Origin of the sequence: Paraburkholderia caribensis, from assembly GCF_002902945.1 — a bacterium.
In the GTDB taxonomy this organism is placed as follows: domain Bacteria; phylum Pseudomonadota; class Gammaproteobacteria; order Burkholderiales; family Burkholderiaceae; genus Paraburkholderia; species Paraburkholderia caribensis.
Genome location: NZ_CP026101.1, coordinates 1,200,384 through 1,216,469, shown reverse-complemented (window position 1 = coordinate 1,216,469; position 16,086 = coordinate 1,200,384). Strand labels below are relative to the sequence as shown.

Here is a 16,086-nt window from a genome sequence, read left to right as displayed (position 1 = left end):
ACGGAATGGCCGAAACTCTCACGACCTTACGCGAAGACGCCGCTGGCGCGTCCGTCTCGTTGCGTGCGACCGCGCAACGCGGCGCGCTGGATATCGAATACCGCTGGCTCAACGCACATCTGGCCGATGCGCCGCTTGCTGTGTTCCTGCACGAGGGACTCGGCTCCGTTGCGATGTGGAAGGACTGGCCGCAGAGCGTGTGCGACAGGCTCGGCATGCGCGGCCTCCTGTATTCGCGACCGGGTTATGGGCGCTCGACACCGCGTCCACACCACGTCAAACTACCCGTCGATTTCATGTCGGTGCAGGCGCGCGACATCCTGCCCGCTTTGCTCGATGCACTCGATGTGAGCGCTGAGGAAAGAAAACGCATGTGGGTGATCGGACACAGCGACGGCGGGTCGATCACGCTGCTTTATGCTGCCGCTTTTCCCGATGAACTGGCGGGTGCCGTTGTGGTCGCGCCGCATGTTCTGGTCGAGGACGTCTCCGTGGCGAGCATTGCAGAGGCGAAGACGGCGTACGAGCAGTCCGACCTGCGCAGCAAGCTGGCCCGTCACCACGACGACGTCGATTCGGCCTTCTATGGCTGGAACGACGTATGGCTGAGCGAGGCGTTCCGCTCGTGGAGCATCGTCGATGAACTCGAATGCATTCGCTGCCCGCTGCTGGCCGTGCAGGGATACGACGATCATTACGGCACGATGGTGCAGATCGAAACGATCGCGCAGCGCGCTCCACATGCTCAACTGGCCAGGCTCGACAGCTGCGGGCACTCGCCACATCGCGATGCGCCGCAAGCACTCAACGACGCGATCGTGGATTTCATCAAGAAGCAGGACGGCGCTGCACAAGCTTGAATCGGCGAGCCAGTCCGCGAACCGATCGGCACGCGGTCCTGAGGGAACGATGGCCACTTCACACCCAGCCGTTGACTTTGCACCAAACTTCACATTTGCGCCCTCGCGCGTCCTGGCCGTCGGTAGAGGATGCGCGACAGTGCGCGCGTCAAGGGTTCCGCATCCAAACGGTCAAAGTGGCTGGCTCTATGTTTTTGGCACAGCCGTCAAGGCAGGCCGCCGCTTCCCGGAGAAATACGGCGTCGTTGGCGATTATGTTCCGGATGGCTTCGCACGACAGCAAGCCTTTCCTTTTCGTCGCATCGGGTAGCCGTCGCATCACTGCGGAGTTCTCCACAGAATCCGTTGACAAGCCTGTGGGTAACCTGGGCAGGATCTGCTCAAGTTATTGACGCAATTCGGATTTCACGCGCTGCATCCACCTTGCGTCAATCGCGCACGCATGTTCCGCGTGCAAAGACCCCGCGAGGTTCTCCACAGAATCCGTGACCAACCTTGTGGACAACCTGCCGATAACGCACCCAAGTCATTGAACCGCCACAGGGAATGCGCACTGCATCGAATGCAGCGCATTCCGCTGCACTTCGATGCATACGTGCGCTGTCACGTACCCTTACACGCATCTTTCTGCATTTCCTTCTGCGCTCCCCGGCATTTTTTTTCTGCGCTCCCCCGGCATTTCTTTCGTCGCCTCACGCTTCACAATAGCTACACACACGATGGCTATCTTTACGCGTCTCTCAGCATGGCGCCGGAGGATGACGATGCCCGCTCTGCACAAAACTGCACATAGCCCGCAACGCAAGCGATTGCACTGGATGCTCGTCGTCATCGCTGCATCGACCGCCGTCACGGCGTGCGGCGACGACGCCTCAATGCCGGTGTCGCAAGCACAGAACCCGCCGCAACCTGCACAACGCCCGCAACAACCCGCCCTCGCGACGACGTTCAACGCCACGCCCACGTCATCCACGTCGGCCGCCGTCACCACGCTTCAAGCACCGCAATCCCCTGCCGCGCAGGCACAAACCGCATTTCCCGGCGGCGCCAGCGCAGCCGATTCCGTCGTTCTCGCACCACCCGTGATTCACACCGTCGATTGAGTTCTGCCCGCTCGGGCTCCCTGCCCCCGCATGGATGCCCTCCCTTACCGTTTCTTCCCTCAGGATCAAAGGCAACATGACCTCAAAAAACCGCCGTGATTTTCTGCGAGCCGCCGCTCAGGCAGCCGGCTCCGCCACCGCATTGACGATGCTCCCCCTCGGCATTCGCAATGCGCTCGCGATTCCCGCGAACAACAAGACGGGCAGCATCCGCGATATCGAGCACATCGTTGTGCTGATGCAGGAGAACCGCTCGTTCGATCATTACTTCGGCACGCTGCGCGGCGTGCGCGGCTTCGGCGACACGCGCGCGATCAACCTGCCGAACGGCAAACCGGTATGGCATCAGCCGCTGGCGGGCGGCGCCGGCGAAGTGCTGCCGTTCCGTCCGACGGCGCCGAATCTCGGCCTGCAGTTCCTGCAAGACCTGCCCCATGACTGGCCGACGACGCACGGCGCATGGAACGGCGGCCGCAACGATCAGTGGGTGCCGAACAAGGGCACGACGACGATGGCGTACCTCACGCGCGACGACATCCCGTTCCACTATCAGCTGGCCGACTCGTTCACGATCTGCGACGCTTACCACTGCTCGCTGATGGGCGCGACCGACCCGAACCGTTACTACATGTGGACGGGCTGGGTCGGAAACGACGGCTCGGGCGGCGGCCCTGTCGTGGACAACTCGGAACTGGGCTACGGCTGGTCGACGTATCCCGAAGTGCTGGAAACAGCGGGCATTTCATGGAAGATCTATCAGGACATCGGCACGGGCCTGGATGCAAACGGATCGTGGGGCTGGACGGACAATCCGTACATCGGCAACTACGGCGACAACTCGCTGCTCTACTTCAACCAGTATCGCCACGCGCAGCCAGGCAATCCGCTGTACGAAAAGGCGCGCACGGGCACCAACGTGTCAGCGGGCGGCACGTATTTCGACGTTCTGCGCAAGGACGTGCAGAGCAACCAGTTGCCGCAGGTGTCGTGGATCGTCGCGCCGGAAGCCTACTCCGAGCATCCGAACTGGCCCGCGAACTACGGCGCGTGGTACGTCGATCAGGTGCTGCAGATTCTCACTTCGAACCCCGAGGTGTGGAGCAAGACCGCGCTGCTCATCAACTATGACGAAAACGACGGCTTCTTCGATCACATGTCGCCGCCGTTTGCGCCGACGTCGAGTGCGAATGGCCTTTCAACCGTCGACACCACCCACGAAATCTATCCCGGCGGCAACAACGGCAAATACGCGGCCGGTCCCTATGGGCTCGGACCGCGTGTGCCAATGCTGGTCGTATCGCCGTGGTCGAAAGGCGGTTGGGTGTGTTCGGAGGTGTTCGATCACACGTCCGTGATCCAGTTCATCGAAGCGCGTTTCGGTCATGGGCACAAGCTGTCGGAGTCGAACATCACGCCGTGGCGTCGCACGGTGTGCGGCGATCTGACGTCGGCGTTCAACTTCAAGAATCCGAACGATGCATTCCCGACGCTGCCGTCCACCGCGTCGTACAAGCCGCAGGATCAAAACCGTCACCCCGACTACGTGCCGCTGCCGCCTGCCGTCGGCTCCGTGCCGAAGCAGGAGCCCGGCGTGCGTCCGGCGCGTGCAGTGCCGTATGAGCTGTTCGTCCGCATCAATGACGACAGTAGCGGCAAGCTCTCGATGCGCTTCGTCAACACTGGCGACGCTGGCGCGAACTTCCTCGTGTTCGAAGCGCTGAGCGCCGATGCGCCCCGCACATACACGGTCGAAGCGGGCAAGCGTCTCGTCGATCAGTTGCCCGTGAAGGCGGATGGTTCGTACGATTTCACGGTGCACGGGCCGAATGGCTTCCTGCGGCGCTTTGCCGGCAAGCAGGTCGCACGGCATGTCTGGAATAGCCACGATCGCGCGAACCCGGAAGTCGCGGAGGGCTACGACGTGGCGAACGGCAATCTGCAGTTGCGTCTGAAGAACGACGGCAACACGCGCTGCCAGTTCAAGATCGTCAATGCGTACGACTCGGGCAAGCCGCTCACGCACACGGTGCGCGGTGGCGACAGCGACACGGTGAATCTCGATCTGCGTCACGTGTACGGCTGGTACGACCTGACGATCACCGTCGATAGCGACGCGTCGTTCACGCGCCGTTTTGCAGGTCACGTCGAGACGGGCAAGCCGAGCATGAGCGACCCGGCGCTGGGCGGACAGTAAGTGGGTTACGAGGTGAACGCCCGTGCCGTCGTGCAGACGGCACGGGTTTTTTATTGGCGGCCGTTACGCGCGCTTCGGAATCTCCAACCCTCGTGCAACAGCGGGACGCGCCAGAAATGCGTCGAGCGCGCGCTTCACATGCGGGAAGTCGTCAAAGCCGACAAGGTCGGAAGCTTCGTAGAAGCCGACCAGATTGCGCACCCACGGGAAGGTCGCGATATCGGCAATCGTGTAGTCGTCGCCCATGATCCACTTGCGCGTCGCGAGGCGCTCGTTCAACACGCTGAGCAACCGCTTCGACTCGTTGACGTAGCGCTCACGCGGACGCTTGTCCTCGTAGTCCTTGCCCGCGAATTTGTGGAAGAAGCCAACCTGACCGAACATCGGTCCGATCCCTCCCATCTGGAACATCACCCATTGAATCGTCTCGTAGCGGACCGACGCGCGCTGCGACATCAGTTGCCCCGTCTTGTCCGCGAGATAGATCAGGATCGCGCCCGACTCGAAGAGCGGCAGCGGCTCGCCATCGGGGCCGTTCGGATCGATGATCGCGGGAATCTTGTTGTTCGGATTGAGCGACATGAATTCCGGCGACAGCTGATCGTTCGTATCGAAGCGCACCAGATGCGGTTCATACGCGAGACCGGTTTCTTCCAGCATGATCGACACCTTGACGCCGTTGGGCGTCGGCAGCGAGTACAGCTGGATGCGCTCGGGATGCGCAGCGGGCCACTTCTTCGCGATCGGGAAAACGGATGGGTCAGGCATGAAAGGTCCTTGTGAACTTGAGTCGGAAAACAGGGACAAATATAGACCGGTTGAGTGCGCTTTGCTTGCTGTTGAACGGACAGCGCTCGCGGACGGAGCTCGCGGACGCACCGTAGCCAGGTCTGTACAGGCTCGACCGAGCATTCGCTCCACCCCTATCGCATCGGCCCGTTTACCGATTACCCGATGGCCTGATCCCGGTGCGGCAGTCGTTGCGGCAACGTGTCAGAGACCTGTTTCCGCCGCACCCGGTTTCGAGCGCGATCGCCTCGCGCGCAGGACCAGGCGCACGCAAGCGGCGGTACGTCAGCGCGTCAGGACTACGGGAGAGCGCTCGACGATCTCCCCCTGACCCGCGGTCAACGATGTCGTACCGCTGCCGTGCCGCTCACCCTACACTCACGCGCGCCCCCGCTGCGGTCTCGCCAGATTCGCCTGCCGACCTTGCGAGCACCGGCTCCAGCGCCCGCCCGGTATGGCTCGCCGCGACGCGCACCAGGCCTTCGGGATCTGTCGAAGCCACGATCGAACCGCCACCCACGCCCCCCTCGGGTCCGAGATCGATGATCCAGTCCGCTTCGGCGATCACATCGAGGTCGTGTTCGATCACCACCACGCTGTGCCCCGCGTCAGCGAGCCGATGCAGCACGCGAATCAGCTTCGCAACGTCGGCCATATGCAGGCCGACAGTCGGCTCGTCGAGCACGTACAGCGTGTGCGGCGCCTTTTGTCCGCGGCGTGTGATGTCATCCCGCACCTTACTCAGCTCGGTGACCAACTTGATGCGCTGCGCTTCACCGCCCGACAGCGTAGGCGACGGCTGGCCGAGCGTCAGGTAGCCAAGGCCGACGTCCTTCATCAGCTGCAGCGGATGGGCGATGTTCGACATCGACGCGAAGAAGTCGACGGCTTCGTCGATTTCCATCGTCAGCACGTCGCCGATATTCTTGCCGCGCCATGTCACCGCAAGCGTTTCCGGATTGAAGCGTTGACCATGGCACACGTCGCACGGCACCTTGACGTCGGGCAGGAAGCTCATGCCGATCGTGCGTACGCCTTGTCCTTCGCACGTCGGGCAACGGCCGTCGCCTGTGTTGAACGAGAAACGCGATGCTGTGTAGCCGCGCGCCCTCGCTTCGAGCGTGTCGGCGAACAGACGTCTGATGGTGTCCCATACGCCGATGTACGTGGCCGGACACGAGCGCGGCGTCTTGCCAATCGGCGTCTGATCGACTTCGAGCACGCGGTCGATCGACTCGAAGCCGCTAACCGATTCGCAGCCCTGCCACGCGTGCGAAACGTTTAGCGACGGCCGGGGCGCGCTGCGTGCGAGCACGCTCGAACGACGGTTCGCGGCGGGCGCCGCTTCCGTTTGCGCGGCCTTGCGCGCGCGGCGCACGGCGGGCGACGACAGCACCGACCGGCCGACGGCATCGAGCAGATTCGTCATTAGCACGTCGCGCGCGAGCGTCGACTTGCCCGACCCGCTCACCCCCGTCACGGCGACCAGACGCCCGAGCGGAATGCCGACGGTCACATCGCGCAGATTATGCAGCGTTGCGCCATGCACGGTGAGCCACCTTTCCGGCACGGCGGGCGCGCGCTTCGTTGCGAGCGAAACGGGACGCCGCGCTTGCAACGGATGCAGGATCGGCTGCGCAAGAAACTGACCTGTCAGCGAACTCGACTGTGCAGAGAGATCGTCGACGCGTCCCTGCGCGACCAGCGTGCCGCCGCGCTTGCCCGCGCCCGGACCAATATCGATGATGTGATCGGCGCGGCGTATGGTGTCTTCGTCATGCTCGACGACGACCAGCGTATTGCCCTTGTCGCCGAGCTTGCGCAGCGCGTTCAGCAGAATCTGGTTGTCGCGCGGATGCAAACCGATGGTCGGCTCGTCGAGCACATAGCACACGCCCTGCAGATTGCTGCCAAGCTGCGCCGCGAGACGGATGCGTTGCGCTTCGCCGCCCGACAGGCTCGGCGCTGCCCGGTCGAGGCTCAGATAACCGAGGCCCACTTCCTCGAGGAACTGCAGGCGGCTGCCGATTTCACTGATCACGTCGCGTGCGATTTCCGCATCGCGCCCAGTCAGTTCGAGTTCATCGATCCAGCGTCGTGTATCCGATACGGTCCACTGCGCGACATCGACGATAGACGTTTCGCTGAACGACACGGCGCGAGCGGAGGGATTCAGACGCGTGCCGTGACAATCCGGACACGGCTCGTCGACGACGCCTTCCGGTTCCTGCTCGTCCGACGGCAAGGTCTGTTCGCGGCCACGGTTGTCGTCGACGAGAACGGTATCGTCATAGGCGGCGCGCTGTTCGCGGGTCAGCGAGAGACCCGTGCCGACGCAGGTCGTGCACCACCCGTGCTTGCTGTTGTACGAGAACATGCGCGGGTCCAGTTCGGGATAACTGGTGCCGCACACAGGACACGCGCGCTTGACCGACAGCACCTTCACTTCGCCGACATGCGCGGTCGGCCCGTTGCGGGTCATCGCGTGTTCGAGGCCGTCGAGCGGCGCAAGCAGATGGATCACGCCCTTGCCCGCTTCGAGCGTTGCATCGAGCAGGCGGCGCAGTTCGGTTTCCTTGTCCGCCGACACGACGATGTCGCCCACAGGCAGTTCGATCGTATGCTCGCGGAAACGATCGAGCTTCGGCCACGGATCGACGGACACGAATTCGCCATCGACACGCAAGTGCGAGTTGCCCCGCGCCTTCGCCCACTTTGCGAGGTCGGTATAAACGCCTTTGCGGTTCACGACGAGTGGCGCAAGCAGTCCGACATGATCGCCTTTGTGATCGCGCAACAATTGCGCAACGATCGACTCGACGCTTTGCGACGTGACGGGCGCGCCGTCGTGAGTGCAATGCTGGATGCCCAGCTTCACATACAGCAGACGCAAAAAGTGCCATACCTCCGATGTCGTCGCGACCGTGCTCTTGCGTCCACCACGCGACAAGCGCTGCTCGATCGCGACAGTGGGCGGGATGCCATACACAGCATCGACTTCAGGACGGCCGGCGGGCTGCACGATAGAGCGCGCATACGCGTTCAGCGATTCCAGATACCGGCGTTGCCCTTCATGGAACAGAATGTCGAAGGCGAGCGTCGACTTGCCCGAACCGGAGACACCCGTGATGACGTTGAACTTCCCGTGCGGAATATCGACGTCGAGTGATTTCAGGTTGTGCTCGCGCGCGTTGACGATGCGCACGACATCCACGCCTTCTACCGCGCGCCGCGCGCGCGCCGCGTTCAGCGCCGTCTGCAGCGGCATGCCATGCGCAGCGGCTTCCGCCTTCTCGGCCGCCTCGGTCGGCTCGATTGCGAGCCCCATTGCGCGGTCGTATTGGACGAGCGCTTCACCTGTGTGCGAATCCGTGCATTGCTTGACTTCTTCCGGCGTGCCCGCGCATACGACGAGGCCGCCGGCGTCGCCGCCCTCGGGGCCGAGATCGATCAGCCAGTCAGCCGCACGGATCACGTCAAGATTGTGCTCGATCACGATCAACGAATGACCGCCCGCCAGCAACTTGCCGAACGCCTGCATCAGCTTGGCGATGTCGTCGAAGTGAAGACCGGTGGTCGGCTCGTCGAACATGAAGAGGCGCGCCGCCGGCGCCTGCTTCGCGCTGCGCGCCGTCTTCGCCTGGGCGGTTTCTGCGAGGAAGCCCGCGAGCTTCAGACGCTGTGCCTCGCCACCCGACAGCGTCGGCACGGGCTGGCCCAGCTTCACGTATTCGAGACCGACATCGACGATAGGCTGCAGCACACGCAGCACTTCGCCATCCGCGGCGAACAGGGTGACCGCCTCGTGCACGGTCAGTTCCAGCACGTCAGCAATGCTCAGTGCGCGACCTGCCCGCTCGATCTTCACCTCGAGCACTTCGGGCCGGTAACGACTGCCGTCACAGTCCGGACAACGCAAATAGACGTCGCTCAGGAACTGCATTTCGATATGTTCGAAGCCGGAGCCGCCGCAGGTGGGGCACCGACCGTCGCCCGAGTTGAAGCTGAATACGCCCGCGCCATAGCCGCGTTGCAGCGCGAGCGGCGCCTTCGCGAACAGCTTGCGGATTTCGTCGAATGCGCCGACGTAGCTAGCGGGATTCGAGCGCGTGGTTTTGCCGATCGGCGACTGGTCGACGAATATCGCGTCACTGATCTGCTCGACGCCCGTCAGACTGCGGTGCGCGCCCGGCGATTCCGTCGCCTTGCCGAGCTGCCGCGCCAGCGCCGGGTACAGCACATCCTGGATTAGCGTGGACTTGCCGGAGCCCGAGACGCCCGTTACGCACACGAGACGTTGCAACGGAATGTCGACCGTCACGTCGCGCAGATTGTGCTGGCGCGCGCCTTCGAGCACGATACGCGGCGTGCTTGCGTCGACCGGCCGGCGCTCCCAGTGCGCCGCATCCGCGACATGCTTGCGTCCGCCGAGATACTCGCCCGTCAGCGTGCCCGCCGAACGGATCTTGTCCGGCGCGCCGTCGTAGATGATCGTGCCGCCGCGCTCGCCTGGCCCGGGGCCCATGTCGATCAGACGATCGGCGGCGAGCATCACGGACGGATCGTGTTCGACGACGACGAGCGTATTGCCCGCATCGCGCAAGCGCTGCATCGCTTCGACGATCCTGTTCAGGTCGCGCGGATGCAGGCCGATGCTTGGCTCGTCGAGCACGAACAGTGTCTTGGTCAGCGATGTGCCGAGCGCCGTGGTCAGGTTGATCCGCTGCACTTCGCCGCCCGACAGCGTGCGGCTCTGGCGGTCGAGCGTGAGGTAGCCGAGGCCGACGTCACACAGATACTTGAGGCGCGTGCGCACTTCGGCGAGCAACAGCTTCAACGCGTCGTCCAGCAGCGCGCTCGGCAACGTGATCTCGTCGAAGAAGCGCCGGATGCGCTCGATGGGCAGCAGCATCAGATCGTGCACCGTCAGCCCCGCCAGTGCTTCCAGCTGCGCGCGGTTCCAGTCGACGCCGCGCGGCATGAAACGCTGCGCCGGCTCCAGCACCTCGTCGGCATTCTGTTTCGAACCGAGCCGCCACAGCAGCGATTCTGTCTTCAGGCGCGCGCCGCCGCAGGTCTCGCACGGCGTGTAGCTACGGTACTTCGACAGCAGCACGCGAATATGCATCTTGTACGCCTTCGACTCCAGATAGCCGAAGAAGCGCTTCACCCCATACCACTGTTTCTGCCACTCCCCGTCCCAGTCCGGCGAGCCGTTGATGACCCAGTCGCGCTCGGCTTCCGTGAGCTCGGACCAGCGTGTGTCGCGGCGAATATTGGTCTTCGCCGCGTAGCGCATCAGGTCGTCCTGGCACTCTTTCCACGCGGGCGTCTGCATCGGCTTGATTGCGCCACCACGCAGCGTCTTGCGTTCGTCCGGAATCACGAGGCCGAGATCGACGCCGATCACCCGTCCGAAGCCTCGACATGTATCGCACGCGCCATAGGCCGAATTAAACGAGAACAACGCGGGCTGCGGATCGGCATAGCGAAGATCGCTGTCCGGGTTGTGCAGCCCAGTGGAGAAGCGCCAGATCTGCGGCTCGGCTTCTTCGCCCTCTTGCGCCTGCGGCAGCACATAGACATTCACGCGCCCGCCGCCGCGCTTGAGCGACGCCTCGATCGCCTCGACGACCCGCGCTTTCTCGACCTGATGCAGGCGAAAACGGTCGGCCACGACGTCGAGCACCTTGCGCATGCCCGTGGGCGACGCGACTTCGCGCTGCGCCTGAACACGCGTATAGCCGCTCGCGGAAAGCCATTGCTGGACTTCCGCCTCGCTCGTCGATTCCGGCAGCTCGACCGGAAATGTCACGACGATGCGTGCATCGTCAGCGGCCGTGCGGGCGTCCAGGTCGGCATAGATCGTCTCCGGCGAGTCGTGCCGGACCGGCTGTGCGGTCTTGCGGTCGAACAGTTCCGCCGCGCGCGCGTAAAGCAGCTTCAGATGATCGTTCAGCTCCGTCATCGTGCCGACGGTCGAGCGGGAACTGCGCACCGGATTGGTCTGGTCGATGGCGATGGCGGGCGGCACACCGTCGACGCGGTCGACTTGCGGCCGGTCCATCCGGTCGAGAAACTGCCGGGCGTATGCGCTGAACGTTTCGACGTAGCGCCGCTGCCCCTCGGCATACAGCGTGTCGAACACGAGACTCGACTTGCCCGAGCCCGATGGCCCCGTCACGACGGTCATTTCGCCCGTGTGAAGGTCGAGGTCGACGTTCTTCAGGTTGTGCTGGCGTGCGCCGCGAATTCGGATCGTTCCGTTAGATGACAATTTGCCTGTCCGTCTGAATGAGTTGGCCGGGGCATGATGGCAGGCCGGTCGGGCCCGCGCGTGCTCGTGCGGCGAGTTTCTTGCCGCGCGTGGAGCCGAAATAGCGGGAGGCCGCCGCGCCGGATAGGTGGATACTATACTGTATGTTTATACAGTTTTGCACGCCGATTGCACGACGATAACGCTGCGAACGGCGTAAGCCAATTGGCCAGTGTGTGACGCGGCGAACTTCGTGCAGTTCAGCGTGGAATCGAGTCAATCCTGCCGCAGACTCCCGTCGCTCGCGTCACGTGTCGGCACGCAACGCAAAAGAAAAACCCGGTGGAACACCGGGTTCGAATGGCCGTCCCCCACAGCCTTCGGGCGAAGGCCGCGCGGCCGCTTACCACACGCCATCTGTCACCTTGCGGCGGTCGAATGCGCATCGACGACGGTCTTCGTCTGGTTCGCCCCCCGGCGGACCACGAAGCGTCGGACGACTCCTCGCAGCACCTCATGCATCGTCCGAACGCCCGAACAATGTATGAGCGCAGGCTTAACGGAAACTTAAAGCGATTGCGCTCGCTGGCCGGGATGCGGTAAGGGGCACACAACCCGCCAGAATGCTCCGTACTCGCCGCTGGAAGTTCGATGCGGGGTGCCTATCATTCTTTGAAACGCCGAGGTGGCGGCATCGGATTGTGGATTCTGTAGGATGAATCTGCATGCGGTGCAGGCTCCCGAGCGCTGCAATCCGCAGCGCCCGTCACGGTGACGGCTCGCCACTGGCCGGCATCGCCGCGACTGAAGTGGAGGTGCGCAATGAAGTTCATTGTTCAGTGGAACGGGCTGCCGACAGCACAGCCATCGGCCGTCGAGCGCTTCATGAAAACGGGCGGCGCCCTGCCACCCGATGGCATCAAGATGCTTGGACGCTGGCATGCGATCGGCGAATTGAGCGGATGCGCGATCATCGAGTCCGACAGCACGGGGCCAATGGCCGCGTGGATGCTGCAATGGGGCGATATTTTCACGTTCAGAATCTCGCCGGCCGTCACCGACGAGGAACTTGGCGCAGCGTTGGGTGCGTTTCTGGCGCAGAAGTGAGTTGGTGCTGCGTTCGGCGACTGCGTTGTGCCCGCTGGAAATCGATTAATCAGGATGACGATGCAGTTCGATGTGCATCCGGGGCGCACACACAACCGTCGCGCAAAAGAAAAAAGGACTTACGGCATGACACCGTAAGTCCTTTTTGTCTTTCTGGTCGGGGCGAGAGGATTTGAACCTCCGACCACCTGCACCCCATGCAGGTACGCTACCAGGCTGCGCTACGCCCCGAAAGCATGAAAGTATAACAGACCCTTCGCGCGAATAGAACTGCAACAACCAAACTTGATACAACTAAATCGTTCAATGCCCAAGCAGGTCGATCACTTGCAGCAACTCCTTGCGCAACTGATCGACATCGACCGTCGCCGTAGTCGCGGCCGGTTGCACAACCGTACCTTCGACCACTTCCCCCTCACCTTCCGCCGCTTGACCGGCGCCATGTGAATCGAGCCGGTTGCGCGCACCGTTGATCGTGAAGCCCTGCTCGTACAGCAATTCGCGGATCCGCCGGATCAGCAGCACCTCATGATGCTGGTAGTACCGGCGATTGCCCCTGCGCTTCACCGGACGCAACTGCGTGAACTCCTGCTCCCAATACCGCAACACATGCGGCTTCACACCGCATAGTTCGCTGACTTCACCGATCGTGAAGTAGCGCTTCGCGGGAATCGGAGGCAAGACGACTTTTTCGATCGTCGCTGTCATCGTCAGTTAGCGGTCGGATGACCGTCGTAGTGGTTGCGCGGGCGCGCGAATCGGTCAGCGCGCGAAGCTTTCTTCAGCGCCGTTCTCGACCAGCGCCTTCAGCTTTTGACTTGCGTGGAACGTCACGACGCGGCGCGCGGCGATAGGAATCGCCTCGCCCGTTTTCGGATTTCTGCCCGGACGCTGTGGCTTGTCGCGCAACTGGAAGTTGCCGAAGCCGGACAGCTTGACGCTGTCGCCACTCTCCAATGCGTCGCGAATCACCTCGAAGAACGCTTCGACCATGTCCTTCGCTTCCCGCTTGTTGAGCCCGACATTGTCGAACAGCAGCTCGGCAAGCTCAGCCTTGGTGAGCGTCGGCGCTTCGCCCGACGCGCTGGCGGTTGAGGTAGGGATATCGCGGATCATGGCGCTACGCTGCGCCGTAAGAAGGGCTTCGAAATCACTCGAGTTCATTTCATTCATATCTGTCAAATGGCGCGTCAACCAGAACGGAACTTGCGGAACAGCCGTTATCAGTTATCCGCGCAACCGGGCGCCATATACTCGAGCAAGACGATCCACCAGAGTCTGAATGGCCAGATCGACCGTTTCATCCTGAAGGGTGCCACCAGTATCTTGCAAGGTTACACGGAACGCAAGGCTTTTCTCGTGCGCTGCCAGCCCGCCGGAAGTATTTGATTTTGCACGAAATTCGTCGAAAAGCGCAACCCTTTGAATGGTCTTGCAAGCCTCGTCCGAAAGCGCCTTTTGCATCTCGTCGAAGAGCGCCTGAACTTCGATTTTCTGATCGACGACGATCGCGATATCGCGCCGCACGGGCGGGAATTTCGACACTTCCGTCGGCGTCGGCAGCGCGCGCTGCATCAGCGCCTCTGCTTCGACTTCGAACAGGATCGGCGCATGCGGCAGGTCGTACTTCTGCATCCAGCGCGGATGCAGTTCGCCGATCCAGCCGACCGCGCGGCCATCGAGCTCGATGCGCGCGCTGCGCCCCGGATGCAGCGCCGGATGTTCAGCCTTCACGAAGCGCGCGACGGCAGGCGCCAGCAATGCTTCGAGATCGCCCTTCACGTCGAAGAAGTCTACGGCACGCGTTTGCGCGCCCCACTGCTCTTCGATGACGGGACCATACGCGAGCGCGCCGAACATTTTCGGCTGCGCAAAGCCTTCGACCGTCAGTTCACCCGCCTTCACCGATGCGTCCTGCAGGAACACGCGACCCGCTTCGAAGACGCGAATGCGTTCCGCGCGACGGTTCAGGTTGTGGCGCAGGACGTTGATCAGGCTACCGAACAGCGTCGTGCGCATGACGGACAACTGGCTCGCGATCGGATTGAGCAGCTTTACCGGCTTGTCGTTGCCCGCGAAATCCAGCTCCCATTCGGCATCGACGAAACTGAAGTTCACCGTCTCCGCGTAGTCGCGTGCGGCGAGTGCGTGACGCAACGCGTGAATGGAGCGCTGCGTTTCGTTCGTGCGGCGCATCTCGCTGCGCGCCACGGGCGGACGCGCCGGAATCTTCTCGAAGCCGTAGATGCGCGCGACTTCTTCGATCAGGTCCTCTTCGATTTCGATATCGAAGCGATACGGCGGCGGCGTCACGAGGAAGTCGTCGCCTTCGCGTTCGAACGGCAGGCCGAGGCGCGTGAAAATCTGCGCGATTTCCTCGCCGCTGATCGCCACGCCGATGATGCGGTTGGCGCGCGCGACGCGCATCTTGACGGGCGCGCGCTTCGGCACGTTGACGATCTGGTCGTCGACGGGACCTGCCTCACCACCGCAGATGTCGAGAATCAGCTGCGTGATGCGTTCGATATGCTCGACCGTCGTCGAGTAATCGACGCCCCGTTCGAAGCGATGGCCCGCGTCCGTCGAGAAGTTATAACGGCGCGAACGGCCACGAATGCTATCGGGCCACCAGAACGCGGCTTCGAGATAGATGTGGGTCGTATCGAGCGTGACGGCCGTGCTGTCGCCGCCCATGATGCCCGCGAGGCTTTCGATGTGGTGATCGTCGGCAATCACGCCAACCGTTTCATCCACTTCGACGGTGTTGCCGTTCAGCAGCTTCAGCGACTCGCCGGGCTTGCCCCAGCGCACGTCCATGCTGCCGTGAATCTTGTCCAGATCGAACACGTGCGACGGACGGCCGAGCTCGAGCATCACATAGTTCGAAATATCGACCAGTGCCGAGATGCTTCGTTGACCGGAACGTTCGAGGCGCTCGACCATCCACGCCGGCGACTTTGCGCGCGCGTTGACGCCACGGATCACGCGGCCCGAGAAGCGGCCGCACAGGTCGGGCGCCGAAATCTTCACGGGCAGCGTTTCGTCGAGCTTGACCTCGACGGGCTTGATCTCGAGCGGACGCAGCGGCGCGCCCGTGATCGCGGCCGTCTCGCGCGCGACGCCAAACACCGACAGGCAATCCGCCTTGTTCGGCGTCAGCTTGATTTCGAACACGGTGTCGTCGAGATTCAGCGTTTCGCGGATATCCTGGCCGATCGGCGTATCTTCCGGCAGGATCAGCAGCCCGCTATGATCTTCGGACAGCTTCAGTTCACGCGCCGAGCACAGCATGCCTTCGCTCTGCACGCCGCGCAGCTTCGACAGCTTGATCTCGAACGGCGCGCCGCCCTCTTCGGCGGGCGGCAGTTGCGCGCCCACCAAGGCGACGGGCACCTTAATGCCGGGCGCCACGTTCGGCGCGCCGCACACGATGTTCAATGTCGCGCCTGTACCGGCGTCGACCTGACACACGTTGAGCTTGTCCGCGTCCGGGTGCTTGACCACTTCGAGCACGCGGCCCACCACGATCTTCGACGTGGGCGGCGCTGCGGGACGCAGGTCTTCCACTTCGAGACCAGCCATCGTCAGGGCGTGCGAGAGCTCTTCCGTGGTCAGTTGCGGATCGACAAAGGTTCTGAGCCAGGATTCCGGGAATTGCATGGTTCTGTACGTTCTAAACAGGTTGTGTCCGCATCCGGCTAATGCGTTGGCATTAGGCCGGAGGCGCTGTTTGCGGCGGGGCACTCAGGTTGCCGAATGCCGTGCCGCTCTCGTCGC

Annotated in this window: 9 protein-coding genes, 1 tRNA gene and 1 pseudogene; 5 read left to right on the top strand and 6 right to left on the bottom strand. The window is 62.9% G+C overall.

The window, feature by feature from the left end; all coding sequences use genetic code 11:
- Positions 1–5: 5 nt before the first annotated feature.
- The 4 genes and pseudogenes from C2L66_RS05415 (at position 6) to C2L66_RS05400 (ending at position 4,157) form a co-directional block, all read left to right on the top strand.
- A complete protein-coding gene (locus C2L66_RS05415) occupies positions 6–860 on the top strand; it encodes an alpha/beta fold hydrolase (RefSeq protein WP_176056912.1) in 855 nt (284 codons plus the stop codon).
- Positions 861–1,047: 187 nt separating this feature from the next.
- Positions 1,048–1,170 (top strand): annotated as a pseudogene (locus tag C2L66_RS41575) (sterol desaturase family protein); the annotation flags it as partial.
- A 454-nt stretch (positions 1,171–1,624) separates the two neighbouring features.
- The gene (locus C2L66_RS05405; protein ID WP_054934314.1) at positions 1,625–1,963 is read left to right on the top strand and encodes a hypothetical protein; all 339 of its coding nucleotides are present in this window, start codon (positions 1,625–1,627) and stop codon (positions 1,961–1,963) included.
- Positions 1,964–2,039: 76 nt separating this feature from the next.
- Positions 2,040–4,157 (top strand): phosphocholine-specific phospholipase C, encoded by a 2,118-nt coding sequence (locus C2L66_RS05400; RefSeq protein WP_060601523.1) that lies wholly within the window; start codon positions 2,040–2,042, stop codon positions 4,155–4,157.
- A 63-nt stretch (positions 4,158–4,220) separates the two neighbouring features.
- Here the strand turns inward: C2L66_RS05400 and C2L66_RS05395 are convergent, their stop codons facing one another.
- Both C2L66_RS05395 and uvrA read right to left on the bottom strand, forming a co-directional pair.
- The gene (locus C2L66_RS05395) at positions 4,221–4,925 is read right to left on the bottom strand and encodes a glutathione binding-like protein (RefSeq protein WP_054934297.1); all 705 of its coding nucleotides are present in this window, start codon (positions 4,923–4,925) and stop codon (positions 4,221–4,223) included.
- A 388-nt stretch (positions 4,926–5,313) separates the two neighbouring features.
- Positions 5,314–11,223: an excinuclease ABC subunit UvrA gene (gene uvrA / locus C2L66_RS05390; RefSeq protein WP_060601526.1), complete on the bottom strand. Its 5,910-nt coding sequence runs from the start codon at positions 11,221–11,223 to the stop codon at positions 5,314–5,316.
- Positions 11,224–12,024: 801 nt separating this feature from the next.
- Here uvrA and C2L66_RS05385 point away from each other — a divergent pair.
- The gene (locus C2L66_RS05385; RefSeq protein WP_054934295.1) at positions 12,025–12,309 is read left to right on the top strand and encodes a DUF3303 domain-containing protein; all 285 of its coding nucleotides are present in this window, start codon (positions 12,025–12,027) and stop codon (positions 12,307–12,309) included.
- A gap of 154 nt (positions 12,310–12,463) precedes the next feature.
- On the opposite strand, the gene C2L66_RS05380 is transcribed toward C2L66_RS05385, so the two are convergent.
- From C2L66_RS05380 to pheT, 4 genes are all read right to left on the bottom strand, one after another.
- A tRNA-Pro gene (locus tag C2L66_RS05380) sits at positions 12,464–12,540 on the bottom strand.
- A 72-nt stretch (positions 12,541–12,612) separates the two neighbouring features.
- Positions 12,613–13,017, bottom strand: coding sequence for a MerR family transcriptional regulator (locus C2L66_RS05375; protein ID WP_035990413.1), 405 nt, complete (start codon positions 13,015–13,017; stop codon positions 12,613–12,615).
- A gap of 54 nt (positions 13,018–13,071) precedes the next feature.
- On the bottom strand, positions 13,072–13,482 hold the full coding sequence (locus C2L66_RS05370) for an integration host factor subunit alpha (protein WP_007585478.1): 411 nt from the start codon (positions 13,480–13,482) through the stop codon (positions 13,072–13,074).
- Positions 13,483–13,536: 54 nt separating this feature from the next.
- Entirely contained in the window at positions 13,537–15,969 is a 2,433-nt protein-coding gene (gene pheT, locus C2L66_RS05365; RefSeq protein WP_060601529.1) for a phenylalanine--tRNA ligase subunit beta, read from the bottom strand.
- Positions 15,970–16,086 lie beyond the last annotated feature (117 nt).